The sequence below is a fragment of the Calothrix sp. FACHB-168 genome (assembly GCF_963889195.1).
Taxonomy (GTDB): Bacteria; Cyanobacteriota; Cyanobacteriia; order Cyanobacteriales; family Nostocaceae; genus Aulosira; species Aulosira anomala_A.
In genome coordinates, this window is the sequence record NZ_CAWPNJ010000037.1 from 20,466 (window position 1) to 39,924 (window position 19,459).

The 19,459-nt window shown below is 41.7% G+C and carries 10 protein-coding genes and 1 tRNA gene; 8 read left to right on the plus strand and 3 right to left on the minus strand.

Going from position 1 to position 19,459, the window contains the following annotated elements; all coding sequences use genetic code 11:
• Positions 1 to 179 precede the first annotated feature (179 nt).
• The 5 genes from AACW45_RS22045 to AACW45_RS22065 all read left to right on the plus strand — a co-directional run bounded on the left by AACW45_RS22045 (position 180) and on the right by AACW45_RS22065 (position 11,088).
• Complete coding sequence (locus tag AACW45_RS22045; protein ID WP_190634813.1) at positions 180 to 6,965, plus strand: DUF4347 domain-containing protein; 6,786 nt, start codon at positions 180 to 182, stop codon at positions 6,963 to 6,965.
• A 383-nt stretch (positions 6,966 to 7,348) separates the two neighbouring features.
• On the plus strand, positions 7,349 to 7,999 hold the full coding sequence (locus AACW45_RS22050) for a sugar transferase (protein WP_190538511.1): 651 nt from the start codon (positions 7,349 to 7,351) through the stop codon (positions 7,997 to 7,999).
• Positions 8,000 to 8,422: 423 nt separating this feature from the next.
• A complete protein-coding gene (gene pds, locus AACW45_RS22055; protein ID WP_190634814.1) occupies positions 8,423 to 9,862 on the plus strand; it encodes a 15-cis-phytoene desaturase in 1,440 nt (479 codons plus the stop codon).
• On the plus strand, positions 9,846 to 10,778 hold the full coding sequence (gene crtB, locus AACW45_RS22060) for a 15-cis-phytoene synthase CrtB (RefSeq protein ID WP_190634894.1): 933 nt from the start codon (positions 9,846 to 9,848) through the stop codon (positions 10,776 to 10,778). Before pds ends, crtB begins: the two co-directional genes overlap by 17 nt.
• A gap of 218 nt (positions 10,779 to 10,996) precedes the next feature.
• Positions 10,997 to 11,088 (plus strand) — tRNA-Ser (locus AACW45_RS22065).
• A 556-nt stretch (positions 11,089 to 11,644) separates the two neighbouring features.
• Here AACW45_RS22065 and AACW45_RS22070 read toward each other — a convergent pair.
• Positions 11,645 to 12,013 (minus strand): hypothetical protein, encoded by a 369-nt coding sequence (locus AACW45_RS22070; protein WP_190634817.1) that lies wholly within the window; start codon positions 12,011 to 12,013, stop codon positions 11,645 to 11,647.
• 123 nt (positions 12,014 to 12,136) lie between these two features.
• Here AACW45_RS22070 and AACW45_RS22075 point away from each other — a divergent pair, with 123 nt between their 5' ends.
• Positions 12,137 to 13,195: a class I SAM-dependent methyltransferase gene (locus tag AACW45_RS22075; RefSeq protein WP_190634819.1), complete on the plus strand. Its 1,059-nt coding sequence runs from the start codon at positions 12,137 to 12,139 to the stop codon at positions 13,193 to 13,195.
• 512 nt (positions 13,196 to 13,707) lie between these two features.
• Positions 13,708 to 15,036: an ABC transporter substrate-binding protein gene (locus AACW45_RS22080; RefSeq protein ID WP_190634820.1), complete on the plus strand. Its 1,329-nt coding sequence runs from the start codon at positions 13,708 to 13,710 to the stop codon at positions 15,034 to 15,036.
• 234 nt (positions 15,037 to 15,270) lie between these two features.
• Here AACW45_RS22080 and AACW45_RS22085 read toward each other — a convergent pair whose 3' ends face one another.
• Together AACW45_RS22085 and AACW45_RS22090 are read right to left on the minus strand one after the other, a co-directional pair.
• The gene (locus AACW45_RS22085; RefSeq protein WP_190634822.1) at positions 15,271 to 16,155 is read right to left on the minus strand and encodes an SDR family oxidoreductase; all 885 of its coding nucleotides are present in this window, start codon (positions 16,153 to 16,155) and stop codon (positions 15,271 to 15,273) included.
• A gap of 440 nt (positions 16,156 to 16,595) precedes the next feature.
• A complete protein-coding gene (locus AACW45_RS22090; RefSeq protein ID WP_190634823.1) occupies positions 16,596 to 17,339 on the minus strand; it encodes a tetratricopeptide repeat protein in 744 nt (247 codons plus the stop codon).
• Between the two features lie 599 nt (positions 17,340 to 17,938).
• On the opposite strand from AACW45_RS22090, the gene AACW45_RS22095 reads away from it, so the two are divergent.
• The gene (locus AACW45_RS22095) at positions 17,939 to 19,291 is read left to right on the plus strand and encodes a pentapeptide repeat-containing protein (RefSeq protein ID WP_190634825.1); all 1,353 of its coding nucleotides are present in this window, start codon (positions 17,939 to 17,941) and stop codon (positions 19,289 to 19,291) included.
• The last annotated feature ends 168 nt before the right edge of the window (positions 19,292 to 19,459 follow it).

Consider the following 19,459-nt stretch of genomic DNA (forward strand, 5'->3'; position numbering starts at 1 on the left):
AAGCATTCCCATATTTAAAGCTGTGAAACTAGCATTTGTATTCACTACTACGCCGTAGTACAAGTCAAAATATCGGGTGTTTACTAGGTAAGTTAATAACTATTCAGAATATGGAATTCTATCATTTCTTCCCACAATCTTTTAAGTTTTCCTTAAAAAAACTACTTCACTCCACATATTTGCAGCATCAGGATTCACTACGACGGGAGATTGTCTTTGTCGATTCTGGCGTAGAAAGCTATGAAAGCCTGATTAACGGAGTGCGTTCTAACATCACAGATGTGTTTCGTCTCGATTCTACTCAGGATGGAGTATGGCAAATCAGTGAAAAGTTAAGCCAGCTAAATTCTGTATCCGCAATTCACATTGTCTCTCATGGACAGCCAGGAAAGTTACTACTTGGCTCAACTGAACTCAGTTTAGAGAGTCTCCAACGCGATCGCGATCGCCTGCAAAGTTGGTCTAAAGCATTACTACCCCAAGCCGAAATTCTCCTGTATGGCTGTAACTTAGCCGCTACAGCATCAGGATTGCAGTTGGTGGAACAAATTAGCAAAATTACAGGCGCAAATGTCGCCGCAGCTACAACAACTGTAGGTAATAGCGCTCTCGGTGGCAGATGGGAATTAGATGCAGTCATTGGCAAAATAAAATCTGCATTAGCATTCCCAGAAGAGGTGATGGCCGCCTATAGCGGTGTATTGGAAGCCTCAGCATATTTAAAAGTCGATCAGTCTGGTAATGGGATTAACTCTAGTACCTTCAGCAGTGGTAGTTTCCAACTCACAAACAACTCCACCACCGGACAAAAAATCCGCCGCATCTTCATCGATACCAGCGCTGGCTTTCTCCCAGATATCATTTTTGACCCCAATGGCACAGGCGGTGATACCATCGCCAAAGCACTGACACTTGATAGCAATCCAGGTGTTGGTAATGTGACAACCAATTACCTCTTAGCTAAAGATGGTGGTTTTCAGGGTCTAGAAATACTGTTTACAGACTTTGGCGCAGGTAAGACCTTAACCTTCTCCATTGACATGGACCCAACCAGCACCAAGGGAACTGCTGCACCAGGGCCGCAAGAGTCTGCCAGTGTTTCCGGCTTAGAGATGATTGGTTCAGTCGTTACTGTAGAGTTTGACGACAACACCACCATTACTGGAGAACTCTACCGCATTCCCGACAGTGTTGATGGCTCACAAGTTTTCCTCAAGGTTAATCAACCCACTACACCAACTATTGAAATTTTAGGGGTTTCTGGAACTCAGGCGATCGTTGAATCTGCCAATCAAACAGTCCGGATTACAGGTACACCTGGCGCTCAAGTATCCTTGCTGAGTGTTGGGGGAGCCATGTTTACCAAAGCCGATGGTACAGCCTTTGATATTGACCCCTTTGAAGCTAATAGTGTCACTGGGGTGAACGAGGTTACAGTCGCAATTGGTGCCTCTGGAACAGTTGATGTTCCCATCACCCTATCCACACTCAGCACTCAGAACGGCTACAAAGGTTTCAACTACATCATGGCGACCCAGAAATTCGCCGATGGTACTACCGGGCCAGTATCAAATGTCAAAACCTTACAACTAAATCTTCCCTCCACACCCACAGAAGTCAAGATAGAAGCTGAAGCTTTTGTTTTAGACACCTTCAGAAAAGAAAACCTAACCGCAGCCGGGGCTTCAGGCGGGCAAGGAATCAGTTTTGTTGGTAGTGCAGGATCAGAAACTGGCACAGCCTACTTTGACTTTACGGGTGCTGCTTCTTTATATGACATTTACATTTCCTACTGGGATGAAAATGATGGCGTTGGTAGCGTTAACCTCTCAGTCAACGGCACCCAATTAGGTACAGTTAACTTTAACCAAAGCCCTGGTGGCGGGAGTGCCACCACTGGTAATAAGCTCGAAACTAAGATTGCTCAGGCTGTATCTTTACAGCAAGGTAGCCGCATCCAATTACAAGGATTTGAAGAATCAAACGAAGCAACCCGCATCGACTTCATCCGCTTAGTTCCTGTTTCTGGTACGCCAACTAATACCGCACCTACCAGCACCGGGATTGCTAATGTCTCTGTTGTGCAAAATGCTCCGAATACAGTCATCAAATTATTTGATGCCTTCGCAGATGCGCAAGATGCAGATACTGCTCTCACTTATAGCATTGTTAGCAATACCAATCCCAATCTATTTGAGGCAGCTCCTAGCATTAATTCCACCACTGGGGAGTTGACCCTCAACTACTCACCTACATCCACAGGTGGCGCTCAAATTACAGTTAGAGCTACGGACACAGCAGGTCTTTTTACTGATACTAGCTTTAATGTTAATGTCACTGAACCTGCTCCTGTAGGTGAAATTAAGATTGAAGCAGAAAATATGGTTCTCACAGGCTTCAAGAAAGAGAACCTTAGTGGCGGTGGAGCCTCCAACGGTCAAGGTATCAGCTTTGTTGGCGGTGCAAGTAATGAAACAGGAACCGCTTCTATAGGTTTTGCCGGGGCGACTGGAACTTATGACATCTATGTCTCTTTCTGGGATGAGAGTGATGGTAATTCCCGCCTAGAACTCTTGGCTGGTGGAACCTTATTAAATACCCTCACATTTAACCAAAGCCCAGGCGGTACCACAGCAACCCCCACCAACAAGCGGGAAGTGATGCTCGCTCAAGCAGTATCTCTCCAACCCGGTACTCTGATTGAGCTACGGGGTTTTGAGGATGCATCGGAACATGCCCGTACTGACTTTATTAGATTTGTTCCATCTTCTGGTACTCCCGCCAATACTGCACCTACCAGCACAGGTATTGCTGATATCTCTGTAGTCAAAAATGCTGCAAATACAGTCATCAAATTGTTTGATGTCTTCAGCGATTTGCAAGATTCAGATAGCGCACTGAAATATAGCATTGTTAACAATACCAATGGCGCATTATTTGAAGTAGCTCCCAGCATTAACGCCACAACTGGGGAGTTAACTCTCAACTACTCGCCTACAGCAACGGGTACTGCACAACTAACAGTACGCGCCACTGACACAGGCGGCCTTTCCACAGATGTCAGCTTTGCAGTCAATGTGACTACACCTCCTCCTGTAGGTGAAATCAAGATTGAAGCTGAGAGTATGGTTCTCAATGGCTTTAGGGTAGAAAACCAGGCTAGTGGTTCTGGGGGTAAAGGTATTAGCTTTATCAATGGAGCCGCTAATGAAACAGGAACAGCATACTTTGACTTTAAGGGAGCAGCCGACGCATACGATATCTATGTTTCTTATTGGGATGAAAGTGATGGCGTTGCCAGTTTAGAAGTTTCTGCTAATGGCTCGTTGCTAAATACTCTCACCTTTAACCAAAGTCCTGGTGGTAGTACTGCATCTGCTGCTAACAAGGTAGAAAAACTAGTTGCTCAGGCTGTGGCTTTGCAACCTGGTACTCGCATTCAACTCAAAGGTTTTGAGGAGAATGGCGAAGCTGTACGTACAGACTACATTCGCTTCGTACCTGCTTCTGGTACACCCATCAATACAGCACCCAGCACTACAGGTATTGCTAACGTATCTGTGACACAAAATGCACCAAATACAGTTATTAACTTGTTTGATGCTTTCAGCGACCTGCAAGACCCAGACACCGCATTAAAATATGCTGTAGTTAATAATACCAATGCTGGGCTGTTTGAGGTTGTGCCTAGCATTAATCAGACAAATGGGCAATTAACCCTCAACTATTCGCCTACAGCGACGGGTAGCTCACAACTGACAGTACGCGCCACAGATACAGGTGGTCTGTTTACTGATACTACCTTCACCGTTAATGTAATTATTCCTGGTAATACAGCACCAACAACTTCGGGTATTGGTAATGTCACGGTTACCCAGAATGCGCCGGATACTCTGATCAATCTGTGGAATGCTTTTGCTGATGCTCAAGATGCTGATTCTGCTTTGACTTATACCGTTACTGGTAATACCAATGCCGGGTTGTTTGAAGTAGCTCCTAGCATTAATCCCACAACTGGGCAATTAACGCTGAACTATTCGCCCACAGCAACAGGTAGCTCACAACTGACAGTCCAAGCCAAAGATACAGGTGGACTTTCTACGTCTACAAGTTTCACAGTTAATGTCACGCAACCAAACGCGCCAATTCCACCGGGAGATGTTCTGGTTGAAGCAGAAAACATGGTTTTGAGCGGCTATCGCGTAGAAACCTCATCTGGAATTGGAGCCTACGGCGGTAAGTTAGTCAGCCTTGTCAATGGGACAGCCAATGAAACGGGGACAGCCAATTTTGTTTATAGCGGAGCTGCTGGAACTTATGACCTGAATTTGGCATTCTGGGATGAGAGTGATGGTAATGCCAAGTTTGAAGTCTACGTTAACAACACCTTAAGGGGCACGGTTAACTCTAATCGCAATATAAATGGAGCTACCGCTACAATCAACAATAAGTGGGAAATCCGAGCTGTAGAAAACCTCGCCGTCAAATCAGGCGATAGTATTCAAATCAAAGGCTTTGAAGAGTCAGGAGATGCAGCGCGGTTAGACTATGTCCGCTTGACTCAAGATAAGTCAATTCGGATTAATACGGGTACAGGTACAAATTCCCCCAATAATGCTGCCCTTTATACCGATACAACTGGGCGCATCTGGAATCGGGATGTGTTTTCTGTTGGCGGAATTGTCAGCGCAGTTGCTGGTACCACAGAAATCTTTAAGACCAATGATGATGCACTTTATCAAAATGTGCGATCGGCTAAAGATTTATCTTACCAAATTCCAGTGGCTGAAGGTGCTTACACCCTGAAGCTGCATTTTGTGGAACCGACCAAGACAAACTACGGTCAAAGGGTGTTTGATGTCAAGGTAGAAGGCGATTTAGTACTGGATGACTTGGATATTTTTGAAGAATCCAAGAACGCTTTCTTCCCAGGACAAAACTCTGCCTTGGTGAAGACAATCGATCAGCCTTTCTTTATCAGTGATGGTTTCCTCAACTTAGATTTGAATGCTAGTGTGGATGTTGCCACAATTGCTGGTATTGAGGTGATTCCCCTGGAAGGGCCTGCGGTGATTATCAAGCAAACCAATGGTAACACCCAAGTAAATGAAGCGGCTGGTAATGATACTTATGAAGTCGTTTTAAATACGAAGCCGACAGCCAATGTCAGCATCAACATCAACTCAGGTAATCAACTCAATACCAATAAAACCGCACTCACCTTTACCCCCACTAACTGGGATATTCCTCAGACAGTTACAGTCACTGCAATTAATGACACAGCAGCAGAGGGGATTCATTACACTACCATTACTCACACAGTCAGCAGTGGCGATAGTAATTACAATAATGCTGCTGTGCGATCGGTGCCTGTAACGGTACTAGATGATGATGTGGTAGCAATCAGCTTTACCAAGAAGATTGTTGACATTACCAATGCTAACGATCCAAGTATCACCGCAGACGATAATATCCCCAATGTCGCTAACCCAACTGTGGGTGCATGGGGGCCAGATGGCAGGCTTTATGTAGGCTTCTATGATGGGTCAATTCGGGCTTACACCTTTGATGACAATTACAATGTCACTGCTATTCAGGCAATTAATACCATCAAGGGATTATACAATGCGCAAATTTTAGGTCTTGCCTTTAATCCTTATGATAAAGAACCTAAAATTTATGTCTCTCATAGCAAGTTATATGCTAACGGAGGCGGTGCTTTCCCAGAAACACAACTTTCTCCTTACAGTGGCGAGGTGTCTGTCCTGTCAGGGGCTAACTTCACAACCCGCCAATCCTTGATTAGTGGAATCGGTGTTTCCAACCATGACCACGGTGTAAATGGCTTAGAGTTTGATAACAAGGGCGACCTTTACATCCTGGTGGGTAGCAACACCAACGCAGGAATTACTGCCAATGAAATTGGTGGTGTACCTGAGTCTTACTTTACAGCAGCAATGCTGAAGGCAGAAATTACCAAGCCAGATTTTAATGGCAAGATTGAATACACTGTACCTGCTGGCAGTATCGTGCCCACTTCTTTCCCCAGTGGTTATACTCCTCCTCCAGGAGAAACCATTGGTGCTGAAGACCATCAATTGAATGGTGGAGTTGCCAATGTTGTACCTGGGGTTGATGTTTCCGTCTATGCTAGCGGTCTGCGTAACTCCTTTGACTTGGTTTACACTACCAAAGGAAAAATTTATGCTACCGATAACGGTGCTAATGCTGGGTTTGGGGACTTCTCAACTTCAGCAACCACACAGTCACCAATGACAGGTGGTTCCCCTGATGAGTTGAACCTGATTGTCGAGGGTGCCTACTACGGTAGTCCTAACCGTAACCGGGGACGTACTGACAATCGCCAAAACGTTTACTACGATGCAAATGACCCCACTATTCCAGGAGTTCACAACGCTCCTCTAGCAACAGCAACGGCTTCTACCAACGGCATTATTGAATATCGGGCAACCACCTTCAATGGGCAACTGCGTGGCAATCTGCTCGCTCAGGATTGGAATGGATCGATCTTCCGCTTCCGGATGAACGCAGATGGTACTCAGGTTATCCAGAAAGATACAATGGCGGGCGTTCTGGATGGGTTAGATTTGCTGGCTGGCCCCGGTGGCACGCTGTTGAGTGTGGATTTGAGCGAGAATGCAGTCGCCGTTGCCACTCCCAATGATGCAGGTGCTGTCAACATGACTGTGTACGATGTCTTCCCCTGGCGCGCTCCGGCGATTGGTGGTCAATCTTTTGTCCTTGGTGGAGATAACTTTGGTACTCTCGCCGATACCACAGTAACCGTAGGTGGAATAGCTGCACAACTGTCTTATGTCTCTGATAACAGAATTAAGGGAATTTTACCCAAATTAACCCCAACAGGTGGAGATCTCTTGGATATTAAAGTTATCTCTGCTGGAGAAACCTATACACTCACAGATGCATTTCTTCCCCTTGCTTGAAGCTAAATCTGTAGGTTTTTAAGTGGATTAGGCATTGATAATGTTGGTTTATCTAGCACTTAGATATGCCTACCACTCCCTAGATATTTTGTAGAAGTTTAGACGAGGGGAGAAGACGAAGAAAACTTGAACCTATGGTTTCTAAAAGTAGCTGTAAATTCTCTAATTTCGCTTTTTTGTATGGGAAAAATTCAATACCAATAAATCCAAATTTTATTGGTATTGAATGGGAACGATTTCCATAATTGCTACTTTTCCAGCAATTAGATTTGATATACAGATAATTACTTCTAGCTGCTGAAAAGTTATCTGACTGATGAAAAGTAGTATATAAATTGCCAGCGTATTAACAAATTCTTACTTACTATCTTTCCTAAAAGCCAATGCAGGTTCATCTTCCAGAAATTTATAATTTTCAACAAAGGGTACATCCTTCCGCTACCTGTAACTTGAAGCGATTAATTGATATTGTTGGTGCTGTAATTGGCTTAACGATAACAGCAGTACTGACAATTCCCATAGCGATCGCCATTAAATTAGATAATCCCGGCCCCATTTTTTATAGTCAGCTACGTTGCGGTTTAAATGGTCAAACTTTCCGCATTTGGAAGTTCCGCACCATGCTAGTTAATGCGGAAAATATGAAGCATTTAGTCAAAAATCAGGCTAAAGGCAATATTTTTAAGAATCACAAAGACCCGCGAATTACTCGCATTGGTGCTTTTCTCCGCCGCACTAGCTTAGATGAATTACCACAATTCTGGAATGTATTAATGGGTGATATGAGCTTAGTTGGTACTCGTCCACCCACTCTAGATGAAGTTGAAAATTATCAGCCCCATCACTTTAAACGCTTGCTGGTTAAACCGGGAATGACAGGCGAATGGCAAGTCAATGGACGTTCTAAAATAGAGGATTTTGAAGATATAGTCAAATTGGATTTGGCTTATCAATTTAAATGGTCTAATATTTACGATCTACAGCTAATTATCAAAACTATTCTCGTAGTATTTAATCGCAATGGAGCTTACTGATCGCCATTCAAAATCTCCAGTTTCTCATTAAATACATAGGGTTTTTTGGGTTCGAGTGCTATTAAATAGATGATTTACGGTTGACAAATGAATGATAGAGTGTGCAAAAAACACGCTTTACGGAAAGTAGTTGTAATCTTTATCACTTGGATGAAAACCGTAGAACCCGGAAAAAGCCAAGAATTTTCGCCCGTCTTGGCAAAAGTCAGTCAAAAAAATTTCTGAGTCTGATTACCAGTAGTCGGAAAATCAAGGTTTAGCATTGCTAAACCTTGATTTTTGCTAGGTTGAACAGGGTTAGGGCAGGACATTTCAAAGTTTTTTTAGAAAAGCGATCGCACAAAAACTGCTAAATGTAACAGATTGCAACGTATAATGAGAACGGCAAAACGATTAAGAAATATTGAAAAGCAGTAGGGTTAAATGCGAGTAGCGATCGCGGGAGCGGGTCTAGCAGGACTTTCCTGCGCAAAATATCTCACAGACGCGGGTCACACCCCCATCGTCTTGGAACGCCGAGACGTATTAGGCGGTAAGGTGGCAGCGTGGCAAGACGCTGACGGAGACTGGTACGAAACAGGTCTGCACATATTTTTTGGGGCATACCCCAATATTTTGCAGCTATTCAAAGAACTGGGGATTGAAGATCGTTTGCAGTGGAAAGAACACACGATGATCTTCAACCAGCCCGAGGCCCCAGGTACATATAGCCGTTTTGACTTTCCAGATTTGCCAGCCCCCTTAAATGGCATAGTGGCAATTTTGCGAAACAACGACATGCTCACCTGGCCAGAAAAAATTCGTTTTGGTCTTGGCTTATTACCAGCAATGGTACAAGGGCAAAAATACGTAGAAGAAATGGATCAATACTCTTGGACGGAATGGCTGCAAAAGCAAAACATTCCCCTAAGAGTCGAGAAAGAAGTTTTTATTGCTATGTCTAAAGCATTAAACTTCATTGGGCCAGAAGAAATTTCTGCGACTATTCTGCTGACAGCCCTCAATCGCTTTCTGCAAGAAAAGAAAGGCTCGACAATGGCTTTCTTAGATGGTTCGCCAACTGAGCGATTGTGTCAGCCAATAGTAGATTACATCACCGAACGCGGTGGGGAAGTCAGATTAAATGCCCCTTTAAAAGAAATTTTGCTCAACGAAGATGGTACCGTCAGGGGATTCTTAATTCGGGGACTCGACGGGGCAGAAGATGAAGTATTAACGGCAGATTTGTATGTATCTGCCATGCCCGTTGACCCCTTCAAGGTCATGCTACCAGCACCCTGGAAGCAAATGGAATTTTTCCAGCAGCTAGATGGCTTAGAAGGAGTACCAGTAATTAACCTCCATCTCTGGTTTGATCGCAAGTTAACAGAAATTGACCACTTACTATTTTCGCGATCGCCCCTCCTCAGCGTTTATGCTGATATGAGCAATACCTGCCGTGGATATGCTAATCCCGATCGCTCAATGCTGGAATTAGTTCTAGCACCGGCGAAAGATTGGATCGCCAAATCCGATGCGGAAATTGTCGATGCAACCCTTGCCGAACTAGAAAAACTCTTCCCCCAACACTTTGGCGGAGACAATCCAGCCCAGCTGCTGAAATATCATGTGGTGAAAACGCCGCGTTCAGTTTACAAAGCGACTCCCGGTCGTCAACAGCACCGTCCTTCGCAGAAAACCCCGATCGCTAACTTCTATCTCACTGGAGATTACACCATGCAACGCTATTTAGCCAGTATGGAAGGGGCCGTACTTTCTGGTAAGCTGACAGCGCAGGCGATCTCGCAAGCAGTCCCGGTGGCAAGTGCCTCAAATCCGCAAACGCTCACCCGATCGCCCGCAACGAATGCTGCAACTGCCTGATTCACCCCCGCGCATGAAAACGCTGGTCTCTGTAGACGATTCCTACAAACTTTGTCGGCAACTCATCGCCAAGTATTCCGCGACTTTTTACCTCAGCACTTTGCTGCTGAGTCAAGAAAAGCGTCCCGCCGTTTGGGCAATTTATGCTTGGTGTCGCCGGACAGATGAGCTGGTAGATGGCCCTGCATCTGCTATGACTACGCCAGAAACCCTAGATCTATGGGAGAAGCAGCTAGAAGCGATTTTTGCTGGACAGCCAGTAGAAAACTTTGATGTTGCTTTAGCAGATACCATTCAACGCTTTCCGGTAGACATTCAACCCTTTCGGGATATGATTGCCGGTCAGCGCATGGATTTATACCGCAGTCGCTACGAAACTTTTGAGGAATTATACCTCTACTGTTACCGCGTCGCTGGCACTGTAGGCTTGATGTCCACAGCGATCATGGGGCTGGATGATAATCGCAACACCGCGCCTTGGTATCGCGAACAACAGCCTTACGTCCCTGTCAAAGAAGAAATTGCCTTGGGAATTGCCAAGCAACTTACCAATATCTTGAGAGACGTTGGCGAAGATGCGCGCCGAGGGCGAATTTACATTCCTTTAGAAGACTTAGCAAGATTTAACTATACCGAGGAAGAGCTATTTAAGGGTGTAGTAGACGATCGTTGGCGTGCCTTAATGGACTTCCAAATTACCCGCGCTAGAGACTTCTACACTAAGGCAGAAAGAGGAATTTCCTACCTCTCTGCCGATGCCCGGTTACCTGTGTGGGCAGCGTTGATGCATTACAGTCAAATTTTAAACGTCATTGAACGCAATGATTACGATGTGTTCGCTCAACGTGCCTACGTCCCCCAGTGGAAAAAATTGCGTACCTTACCCTTGGCTTGGATGCGATCGCAAGTCCTATGAAAATTAGTCAATAGTTCAGTAGGGGCGGGTTTGGCGAGATTTTTATGGAAACAAAAACATATCGGTTAAACCCGTCCGTACAAAAATTCATCGGCGATCGGCAAAGTTCAATAGCCCCACCGCTTTTAACCAATGACTAATGACTAATGACTAAATGACTAAAAAAAGTATTTGACTTTCCTCACAGTATCCGCTACTATTAATATTCGTGACAGCTTGGAGAGGTGGCTGAGTGGTCGAAAGCGGCAGATTGCTAATCTGTTGTACGGCAGGCAACTCCGTACCGAGGGTTCGAATCCCTCCCTCTCCGTTTTCAGACCTAATTAAAAAAGTGATGAAATTAATTTTTCATCACTTTTTTGTTGTTAAGCGTCTGAGAATATGCTCAACAACATTACAGTTAATACATGATAACTCTAGTCTTTGGCTAGTCGAGGCAGGCAAGATGCTTGCCCCATAAAAGATTGAGAAAATTTCATCAACAGATTAGATGTGTTTTATTTTATACCAAGATAATAAAAACATGCATATAACCTTGCAGTTTTAATTTGCAGCTTCACAGAGAATTAGTATTAGCGATCGCATAAATATCAATATCGGATTAAAACTACTATCAAAAATCCGACAATTCGCTTTTTAAGTGAATATCAGTACTGTCCTAATTATTAATATTTAGATTTGTCTGTCTACTGAAGATGATACCTCGAAAGCAAGCCAAGAAACAGGCTATTGATTGATTGAATATGCCTTGACAGTCAGAGCAAAAACGCTAATTCTCTCAGTTTAGTATTTGAAAAAATTTTTGGCTTTTGATCCTGAAATAGCGTCAGGAAAATATTTTTTTAATACACAATCACAGATTTTTGTCAATATAAGATTTTCAGTAAATCTACACAAAAAATTCCTAAAATAACTAGACATATTTTTATATTTTTTTTACAATTTATTTTAATACCTAAACTTTTGTTACTTAAATTTAACTTAAAGACTACTTCTTTAAGAAATGGAGCTTCTTCAGCAATCAGAACAGCTTTTGCTAATGCGTAAGTTGTTGGTAAAAACATTTTATTTGTAGTGGCTACAAGCAAAGACAAATTTAAAAAATGCCAAAAGTAGTCAATAAAAACACCAATTCCCAGTATAAATTTGAGTGAAAGACTTAACAATGATAACGACAGATGTTGATATCTTTCATAACCCGATAGAAAAAATATCACTCGTATTGATACTGTCATCAATAATGCAGGGTTGTGTAACCAGAGGATTTTTAGCCGGAGTCTATAGACAGGATAATAGATGATTATTTGGCAATAGTAATAAAAAATAGAAAACTAAAATCAACCAAATAAAGGATTTTTATGTCTGATACTTTAACTAAATTTAGCTATCAAACATTCCAACAAGGCAAAGCTTTTTTTGGTCTAACTCACCAAACATTAGCGACACAGATCAGGAATATATTGCGGCCAGAAATTAAAGACAATACCAAAGCCATTTCCAATGACTTATCATTACAATTACAACAAAGATATAATGATTTACTAGAAATAGACTGGCAGGATGCCGAAGCAGGAGTTTATCCAAAAGCTTTACTGTTTGATAATCGCTGGGAAGATTTTTTCCGTTTTTATCCAATAGTATGGCTTGATCTTCCTCAAATATGGGAGCGAGTTCAAACAAATAAATATCAAAACTTTTCACCAGGAATAGAGACAGATGGATATCCTGCTTATTACTTGCAGAACTTCCATCATCAATCTGATGGCTATTTAAGTGATATATCTGCTAATTTATATGACTTGCAAGTCGAGCTTTTGTTTGGGGGAACATCTGACTCCATGCGCCGACGTGTTCTTGCTCCTCTTCAGCAAGGTTTAAAAGTTTTTCAGTCAGTTAGACCACACAAAGTTCGCATATTAGATGTAGCTTGTGGAACTGGTCAGACTCTGAAGATGATTCGCTCTTCCCTGCCTCAGGCATCATTATATGGTACTGATTTATCACCAGCTTATTTGCGTAAAACAAATGAACTTTTATCGCAAATTCCTGGTGAATTACCACAACTCTTACAAGCCAATGCTGAAAAGCTCCCTTATGTAGATAATTATTTTCATGCTGTCACTTCTGTGTTTCTCTTTCATGAGTTACCAGGAACAGTTCGTCAGACGGTTATAAAAGAATGTTTTCGAGTGACAAAACCAGGTGGAGTGTTTATTATCTGTGATTCAATCCAATTAGATGACTCTCCGGAAATGGCTGTGATTATGCACAACTTTCAAACGGTCTTTCATGAACCTTACTACAAGCATTACATTAATGATAATTTGGTAGCACATTTAGAATCAGCAGGATTTGCAAATATTGAGACGCAAACCCACTACTTAAGTAAATATTTTATTGCTCATAAGCCAGCATAAAGTTATTTAATGGCTTTCAAAGAAAAATAAAAACCAATTTTTCCTATGTAGATGGTGCAACAATTTGAGGGTTTATTATCTCAGTAATAACCTGTTAAAAATTGGCTCACCATCTATTAAAATGCTTCGATTACTGAATTGCTATTCTCCAATCTGGGACTGGCAAAAAATAAATTATGCCCTTGGGAATCACGCTCATCATTTGTAGTAAATGTATATTTAATTTCTTGCAAGATTCGGAAATGTGAATACCCACCCACCTTTTTGATGACTTGCGGAAACTGTTAAAAAACTTAATTTTATCAGTTTATTCATCCACTGGTGATCAAAGCTATTCACACTCTATCAAAATCTGTCTTCAGATATAGGTATTAATGTCGGCGTAACTACGTCTATATCTGCGGGAGGATGATATTATTTAGGCTTTGGAGTCTGTTTAAAGCTATCTAACCTGAAAATATAGTTAGAATCTTACTTTCAGACTCCTAAAGAATAGAGGAGTGAAAGTATTTATGCACAGAATTCGTACTGCTTTAGCCTTGAGTGTGGCTACCCTAGCAACAGGCGTATTTTTAGGGGCTTGTAGTGAAACTGCGACAAACCCTAATAACACAGGTAGCACTGGAACTTCCGCCAGTCCAGCAGGTAGCTCAACTACCGCACCAAGTAGCGCTAAGGGATTGAAAATAGGCTCTCTATTACCTACAACTGGTGACTTAGCATCTATCGGTCAGCAGATGGTGGGTTCGGTTCCTTTGTTAGTGGAAACAGTTAATGCATGTGGTGGTGTTAATGGTGAACCTGTAACCTTAGTTCCAGTGGACGATCAAACAGATCCGAAAGCTGGTGCTGCGGGTATGACTAAACTAGCGACTTTAGATAAGGTGGCTGGTGTAGTGGGTTCTTTTGCTAGTAGCGTTTCTACTGCGGCTATCTCCGTAGCTACACCAAATAAAGTGATGCTGGTTTCTCCTGGTAGTACTAGCCCTGTATTTACAGAAAAGGCGAAAAAAGGTGACTTTCAAGGCTTTTGGGCGCGGACTGCTCCCCCAGATACTTATCAAGCACTAGCTTTAGCTCAACTTGCTAAGAAAAAAGGATTTAAGCGCGTTTCTACTGTAGTGATTAACAATGACTACGGTGTTGGTTTTGAAAAAGCATTTGTAGAAACTTTTGAAAAATTAGGCGGAACCATAGTTAATAAAGATAAACCAGTCCGCTATGACCCGAAAGCACAGACATTTGATACCGAAGCTGGTGCGGCTTTTGCAGGGAAACCAGATGCTGTATTGGCGGTACTTTATGCAGAAACAGGTAGTTTGTTCCTGAAAGCGGCTTATCAGCAAGGCTTGACGAAAGGCGTGCAAATTCTGCTCACAGATGGGGTAAAATCACCTACCTTCCCGGAACAAGTCGGTAAAGGTAGTGACGGTAAATACATTTTATCTGGCGCGATCGGTACAGTACCCGGTTCTGATGGTAAAGCTTTGGAAAGTTTTAACAAGCTGTGGAAAGAAAAAAAAGGTGGTACTCCTGGAGAATACGCACCTCAAGCTTGGGACGCAGCCGCGCTTTTAGCTTTAGCTGCGCAAGCTGCTAAGGAAAATACAGGTGTAGGTATCGCCAGTAAGATCCGAGAAGTTTCTGCTGGGCCAGGTACAGAAGTTACCGATGTTTGTGAGGGGTTAAAATTACTGAAAGAAGGTAAAACTATTAACTACCAAGGAGCCAGTGGTAACGTAGATATTGACGCTAATGGTGATGTGGTTGGTGTCTACGATGTTTGGACTGTCGGGGATGATGGACAAATTAAGGTGATTGACAAGGTTAGCCCGAAATAGGGTTTAGGGGCTAGGGCGTGTTTTCAAACTCTCAATCACGTAAAGGTTTTGTCTTTGCGTGATTTTATTTATATAGTTTTTGCGGCACATCAATATATTCTAGAAGGCAAGGCATTGCCCATTGGTGTCAACTTAACTAACGTTAAACTCTGATCCTACCTCGCTCCCATGCTCTGCGTGGGAGCGAAAATTTGTGGGCTGCTACCTCAATTTATTCACACTATTCACTATTTTTTAACTAAAATATAGTCTGTTAACTAATGCTGCTAATTCCTCTTTTAAAGATAAAGGTTGATATCCGAAGGCAAAAGCTTGAGAACTATCTAAAGAAACATCAGCCGGTCTTGGTGCTGCCATTTTCACATCTTTTTGATAACAGCCTTTAATTTTCGCCTCGCTAATTTGAAATACCTCTACTAATAACTGACCAAAATCGTAACGAGAAATTCTTTCTTTACCGCCTAAGTGAATCAATCCTTGAACTTTTTCTAAAGCTAATAATAAGCCTTTAGCAGCAGTTGTACCACTTGCTGGTGTACGAAATTCATCGATAAATAAATTCAGTTCTTTACCTGATTTTAATGTATCTATAAAAGGTTGAATAAAGCTGTTTGCAGTTGGCGTACTCATACCAAACATTAATGGCATCCGACAGACTGCGGTATGAGGATATCTTGCTAACATATCTAATTCAGCTTGAACTTTTTGCTCTCCATAAATATTTACAGGACATACTGTATCTGTTTCTTTATAGGGAGCATTCAAGCCATTGAAAACTAAATCTGTTGATGTAAATGCACAAGGAATTTGATAATCTGCACAAAGTCCAGCTATGTTACATGATGCTGTGACATTAATTTGATAGGATTCTTCAGGATTATTTTGGCAAAAGTTGGGTTGAGAAAGTGCTGCGGTATGAATAACTGCGGTTGGATTAATATTATTAAATATATCTTTTAATTCTTGAAATTCTGTCAAGTTAACTTTTTGCATCTTGACATCAGGGATTTCTAGAGCATGGGAAAAATAAGTACCGTAAACTTCCCATTCTGTTTTAGCTAATTGACAAATATGCCATCCTAAAAAACCACTAGCACCAGTAATCAATAATTTTTTCATATTTTAGGGAAAATAATCTAAATATATATAAGTTGAACAGAGTAAATAGTTAAAGGTTTATCGTGCGTACTTTAGTCCTTACTAGAAAATCAATAGCAATCTTTTGACATTGCTGAATATAGTTATGTTTATTCCTAATTTATTACTTAGTTGAAACAATATCTTATTTTATATGCAACCGAAGTAATTTTTGAAAAATTCTCAGTAGGGTGTGTTGTCGCGTAGCACAACGCACCACGATTTATACCATTTCACAAAAAATATCATACGAATGTAGGTAGGGTTGAGGGACGAAACCCAACACATTAAAGTATTATAATTGTTGGGTTTAACTTCTTTCAAACCAACCTAATACATACCATGATAAGGGTACAACATTGTTGTACCCTTACTACTGATATATTTTATTGAGATATCCTAAAAAGAGCAATTTTATATATTTACTGAATCAATCTTAGCAATCTTTTATCGCTACGTATTTTATGGAAATCTGGATCGGTTTTCGCCAATTGTTTATATTTAGCAGGAGCCAGCTTGATGGCTTTCTCTAGGTTGGTAACTGCTAATTCTACATTGGATTGTAAAGCATAGGAACAAGCCTTATTGTAATAGGCTTCATGCTTATCTGGTTTAATTGCGATCGCCTGATCGTAGGATTGTAATCCTTCTGGGTATTTTTGCAGTTTTGTCAACGCAATCCCTCGGTTAATCCATGCTTCGGCTTTTTTGGGGTTGAGAGCGATCGCTTGATCGTATGCAGCAATCGCTTCTTTATAGCTTTTTAAAGCTGTTAACGCATTCCCGCTATTAAACCAAGTTATATCTTTGTTTGGCTTGATGTTAATTGCTTGATTGTAGGAGGCGATCGCTTCTTTGTAGCGCTGTAAAGATGTCAAAGCATTACCTCTGTTAATCCAAGCTTCAGCTTTTTTGGGGTTGAGGGCGATCGCTTGATCGTATGTCGCGATCGCTTGTTGATAGCGTTGGTTATCTAACAGGTTATTAGCTTGATTTAAAAAATCCTCTGCTGTGGGTGCAGATTTAGCTTTAATTAGCAGTTGGGAAACATTACTTTCCTGTACAACTTGCTTGGTATTGTTTGCCGTTGAATTTGCCCAATCACTACAGCCAACTGTTGAGAAAGTGATAAAGCTAGAGGCAATCAAGCAGCGCCGTAAGACCATGCTGTACCTACAGAACTCATAGTTATGATGCTAGGACTTGTCTATCTCAAAATATCGTATCAAAGTACACGATTTTTATCAAAAATTGTTTTTATTTTATAAATGGAAATTTTCGCATTTATATATAAAAAATATAGCATATTTATTTTGTTAGAAGCAAGATATTCATCAAAAAAATATCTCTTCTTTATCAAGGCTAAATATTCTGAGTTTTTGCAATATCCAAGTTTTTTAACCATCGATTTATAGGCAAAAATGTAATTGTACTTATAGAATAAATACAGAGATATATAATAATAATAAATAATATTATGCAGCTTGATTTAGTTAAATTAATTCAAAATAAACTAAATTTTAAGTACTAATACAGTTTCTGAATTTGGAAATTAAAAATTTTCTCTACTGCAAATCAGTCCCCATTTTTGGCAACAGAGTCGCCACAGGACAAGTCAGGAATTACGAATTACGAATTACGTAGACACCGGAGGTGGCTTCCCGAAGGATATTACAAATTAGCTGACTAATATTGCCCTAACCTACCCCGCAGCAGTTAATATAAAACAGCTGTGATTTGAGAATGCTGGGGCACAATAGAAAGAATGACGATTGAATCCAACTCCAACAATTCACCAACCCCAGATCCCATTTGCGAACACGACTTACAACCCGATGATTTTGATGGTGGTACAGGTGAGCATAACCTGACACCAAATGACTTGGCGACACAACAAGCCTTAGCGGCGATCGCGTCTTTGCAATCTCCGCAAAATACAGCAGCTTTACAGCAAGCTCGTTCTTTGTTTAAGCCACAGACAAGCAATTTGTTTACAGTCAAGCCTAGAGCCTTGCTAATTACCTTATTAGCGATCGCTATTACCATCATCGGGCTAGCTGTAAATAACAAGCTCATTGGCATTTTTGGTACTCTTGTGACTTTAATGCTGTCTGTGGCAATCTTACTACCTTGGGTGCAAAGCGCCATCAAGCAATGGTTTTCACCCCAAGACAGAACCCTATTGATCGCTTTTTTAGGGCTAGTAGTAGCAATTATTGGCTTAGTCAAATTCTCAGGCTTAGGCGATCGCTTGTTAGCTTGGGGACGTAAGGTTAATTGGGAAGCTTCTGGAACATTGGCGGAGTGGTTTGGCGCTTTAGGACAAATTCTCATCGCCATCATCGCTGTTTATGTAGCTTGGCGACAATATATTATTTCTAAAGACTTGACTATTCAGCAAAATCTGCTGACAGTGCAACAAAATATTATTACCCAACAGCAAACTATAGATTCCTATTTTCAAGGCATTTCTGACTTAGTATTAGATGAAGAAGGATTATTAGAAGACTGGCCCCAAGAAAGATCAATTGCAGAAGGACGTACAGCCGCAATTTTAAGTAGTGTTGATGGTAGCGGAAAAGCCAAAATTCTCCGGTTTCTGTCTCGTTCTAAATTACTCACACCTCTAAAACGCGATCGCCGTTTGGGAAGAGCTATCCTCAATGGTGTTGGCGGTTATGCGGAAGATAGAATTGAAGGTGTACGTGTGATCGATTTAGGCGTAATGCTAGCTGGTGCAGACTTAGCGGGTACAGACTTACGGTGGACAGATATCAGCGAAGCTAATCTTGTCCGCGCCGATCTCAGTGGTTGCGATTTAGTCAAAGCCAACCTTTCCCGCGCCATTCTCTATGATGCCAAACTCTGCAACGCTGATTTTAATGGTGTGCGTTTATTTTATGGTTCTGTGGAAAACGCATCACCCCGCAGTCGCACTGTACCCCCAAATTATCAAACGGGAGAACATACTGGTGCTGTGATTGAAAATGCTGATTTTACTAACGCCCAAAGAATGTCAGATGCAGTACGTTATTACTGTTGCGCTTGGGGTGGCGAACAAACCAGAGGTACTATCCCAGGTGGTTGTGAAGGTATTCCTAATAAATTGGAGCGGTAATAAATTTTAGATTTTAGATTTTAGATTTTAGATTTTGGATTCTAGAATTATAATAATACTCGTTGAAAACCCTTGAGGAACAGGCACACCGCGCCGTATTCCGTACTTTAGGCAAGGGATGAAAACGGTTTAAGGCGTTTACGCAAGAGCCACTTTTTGCTACAATCA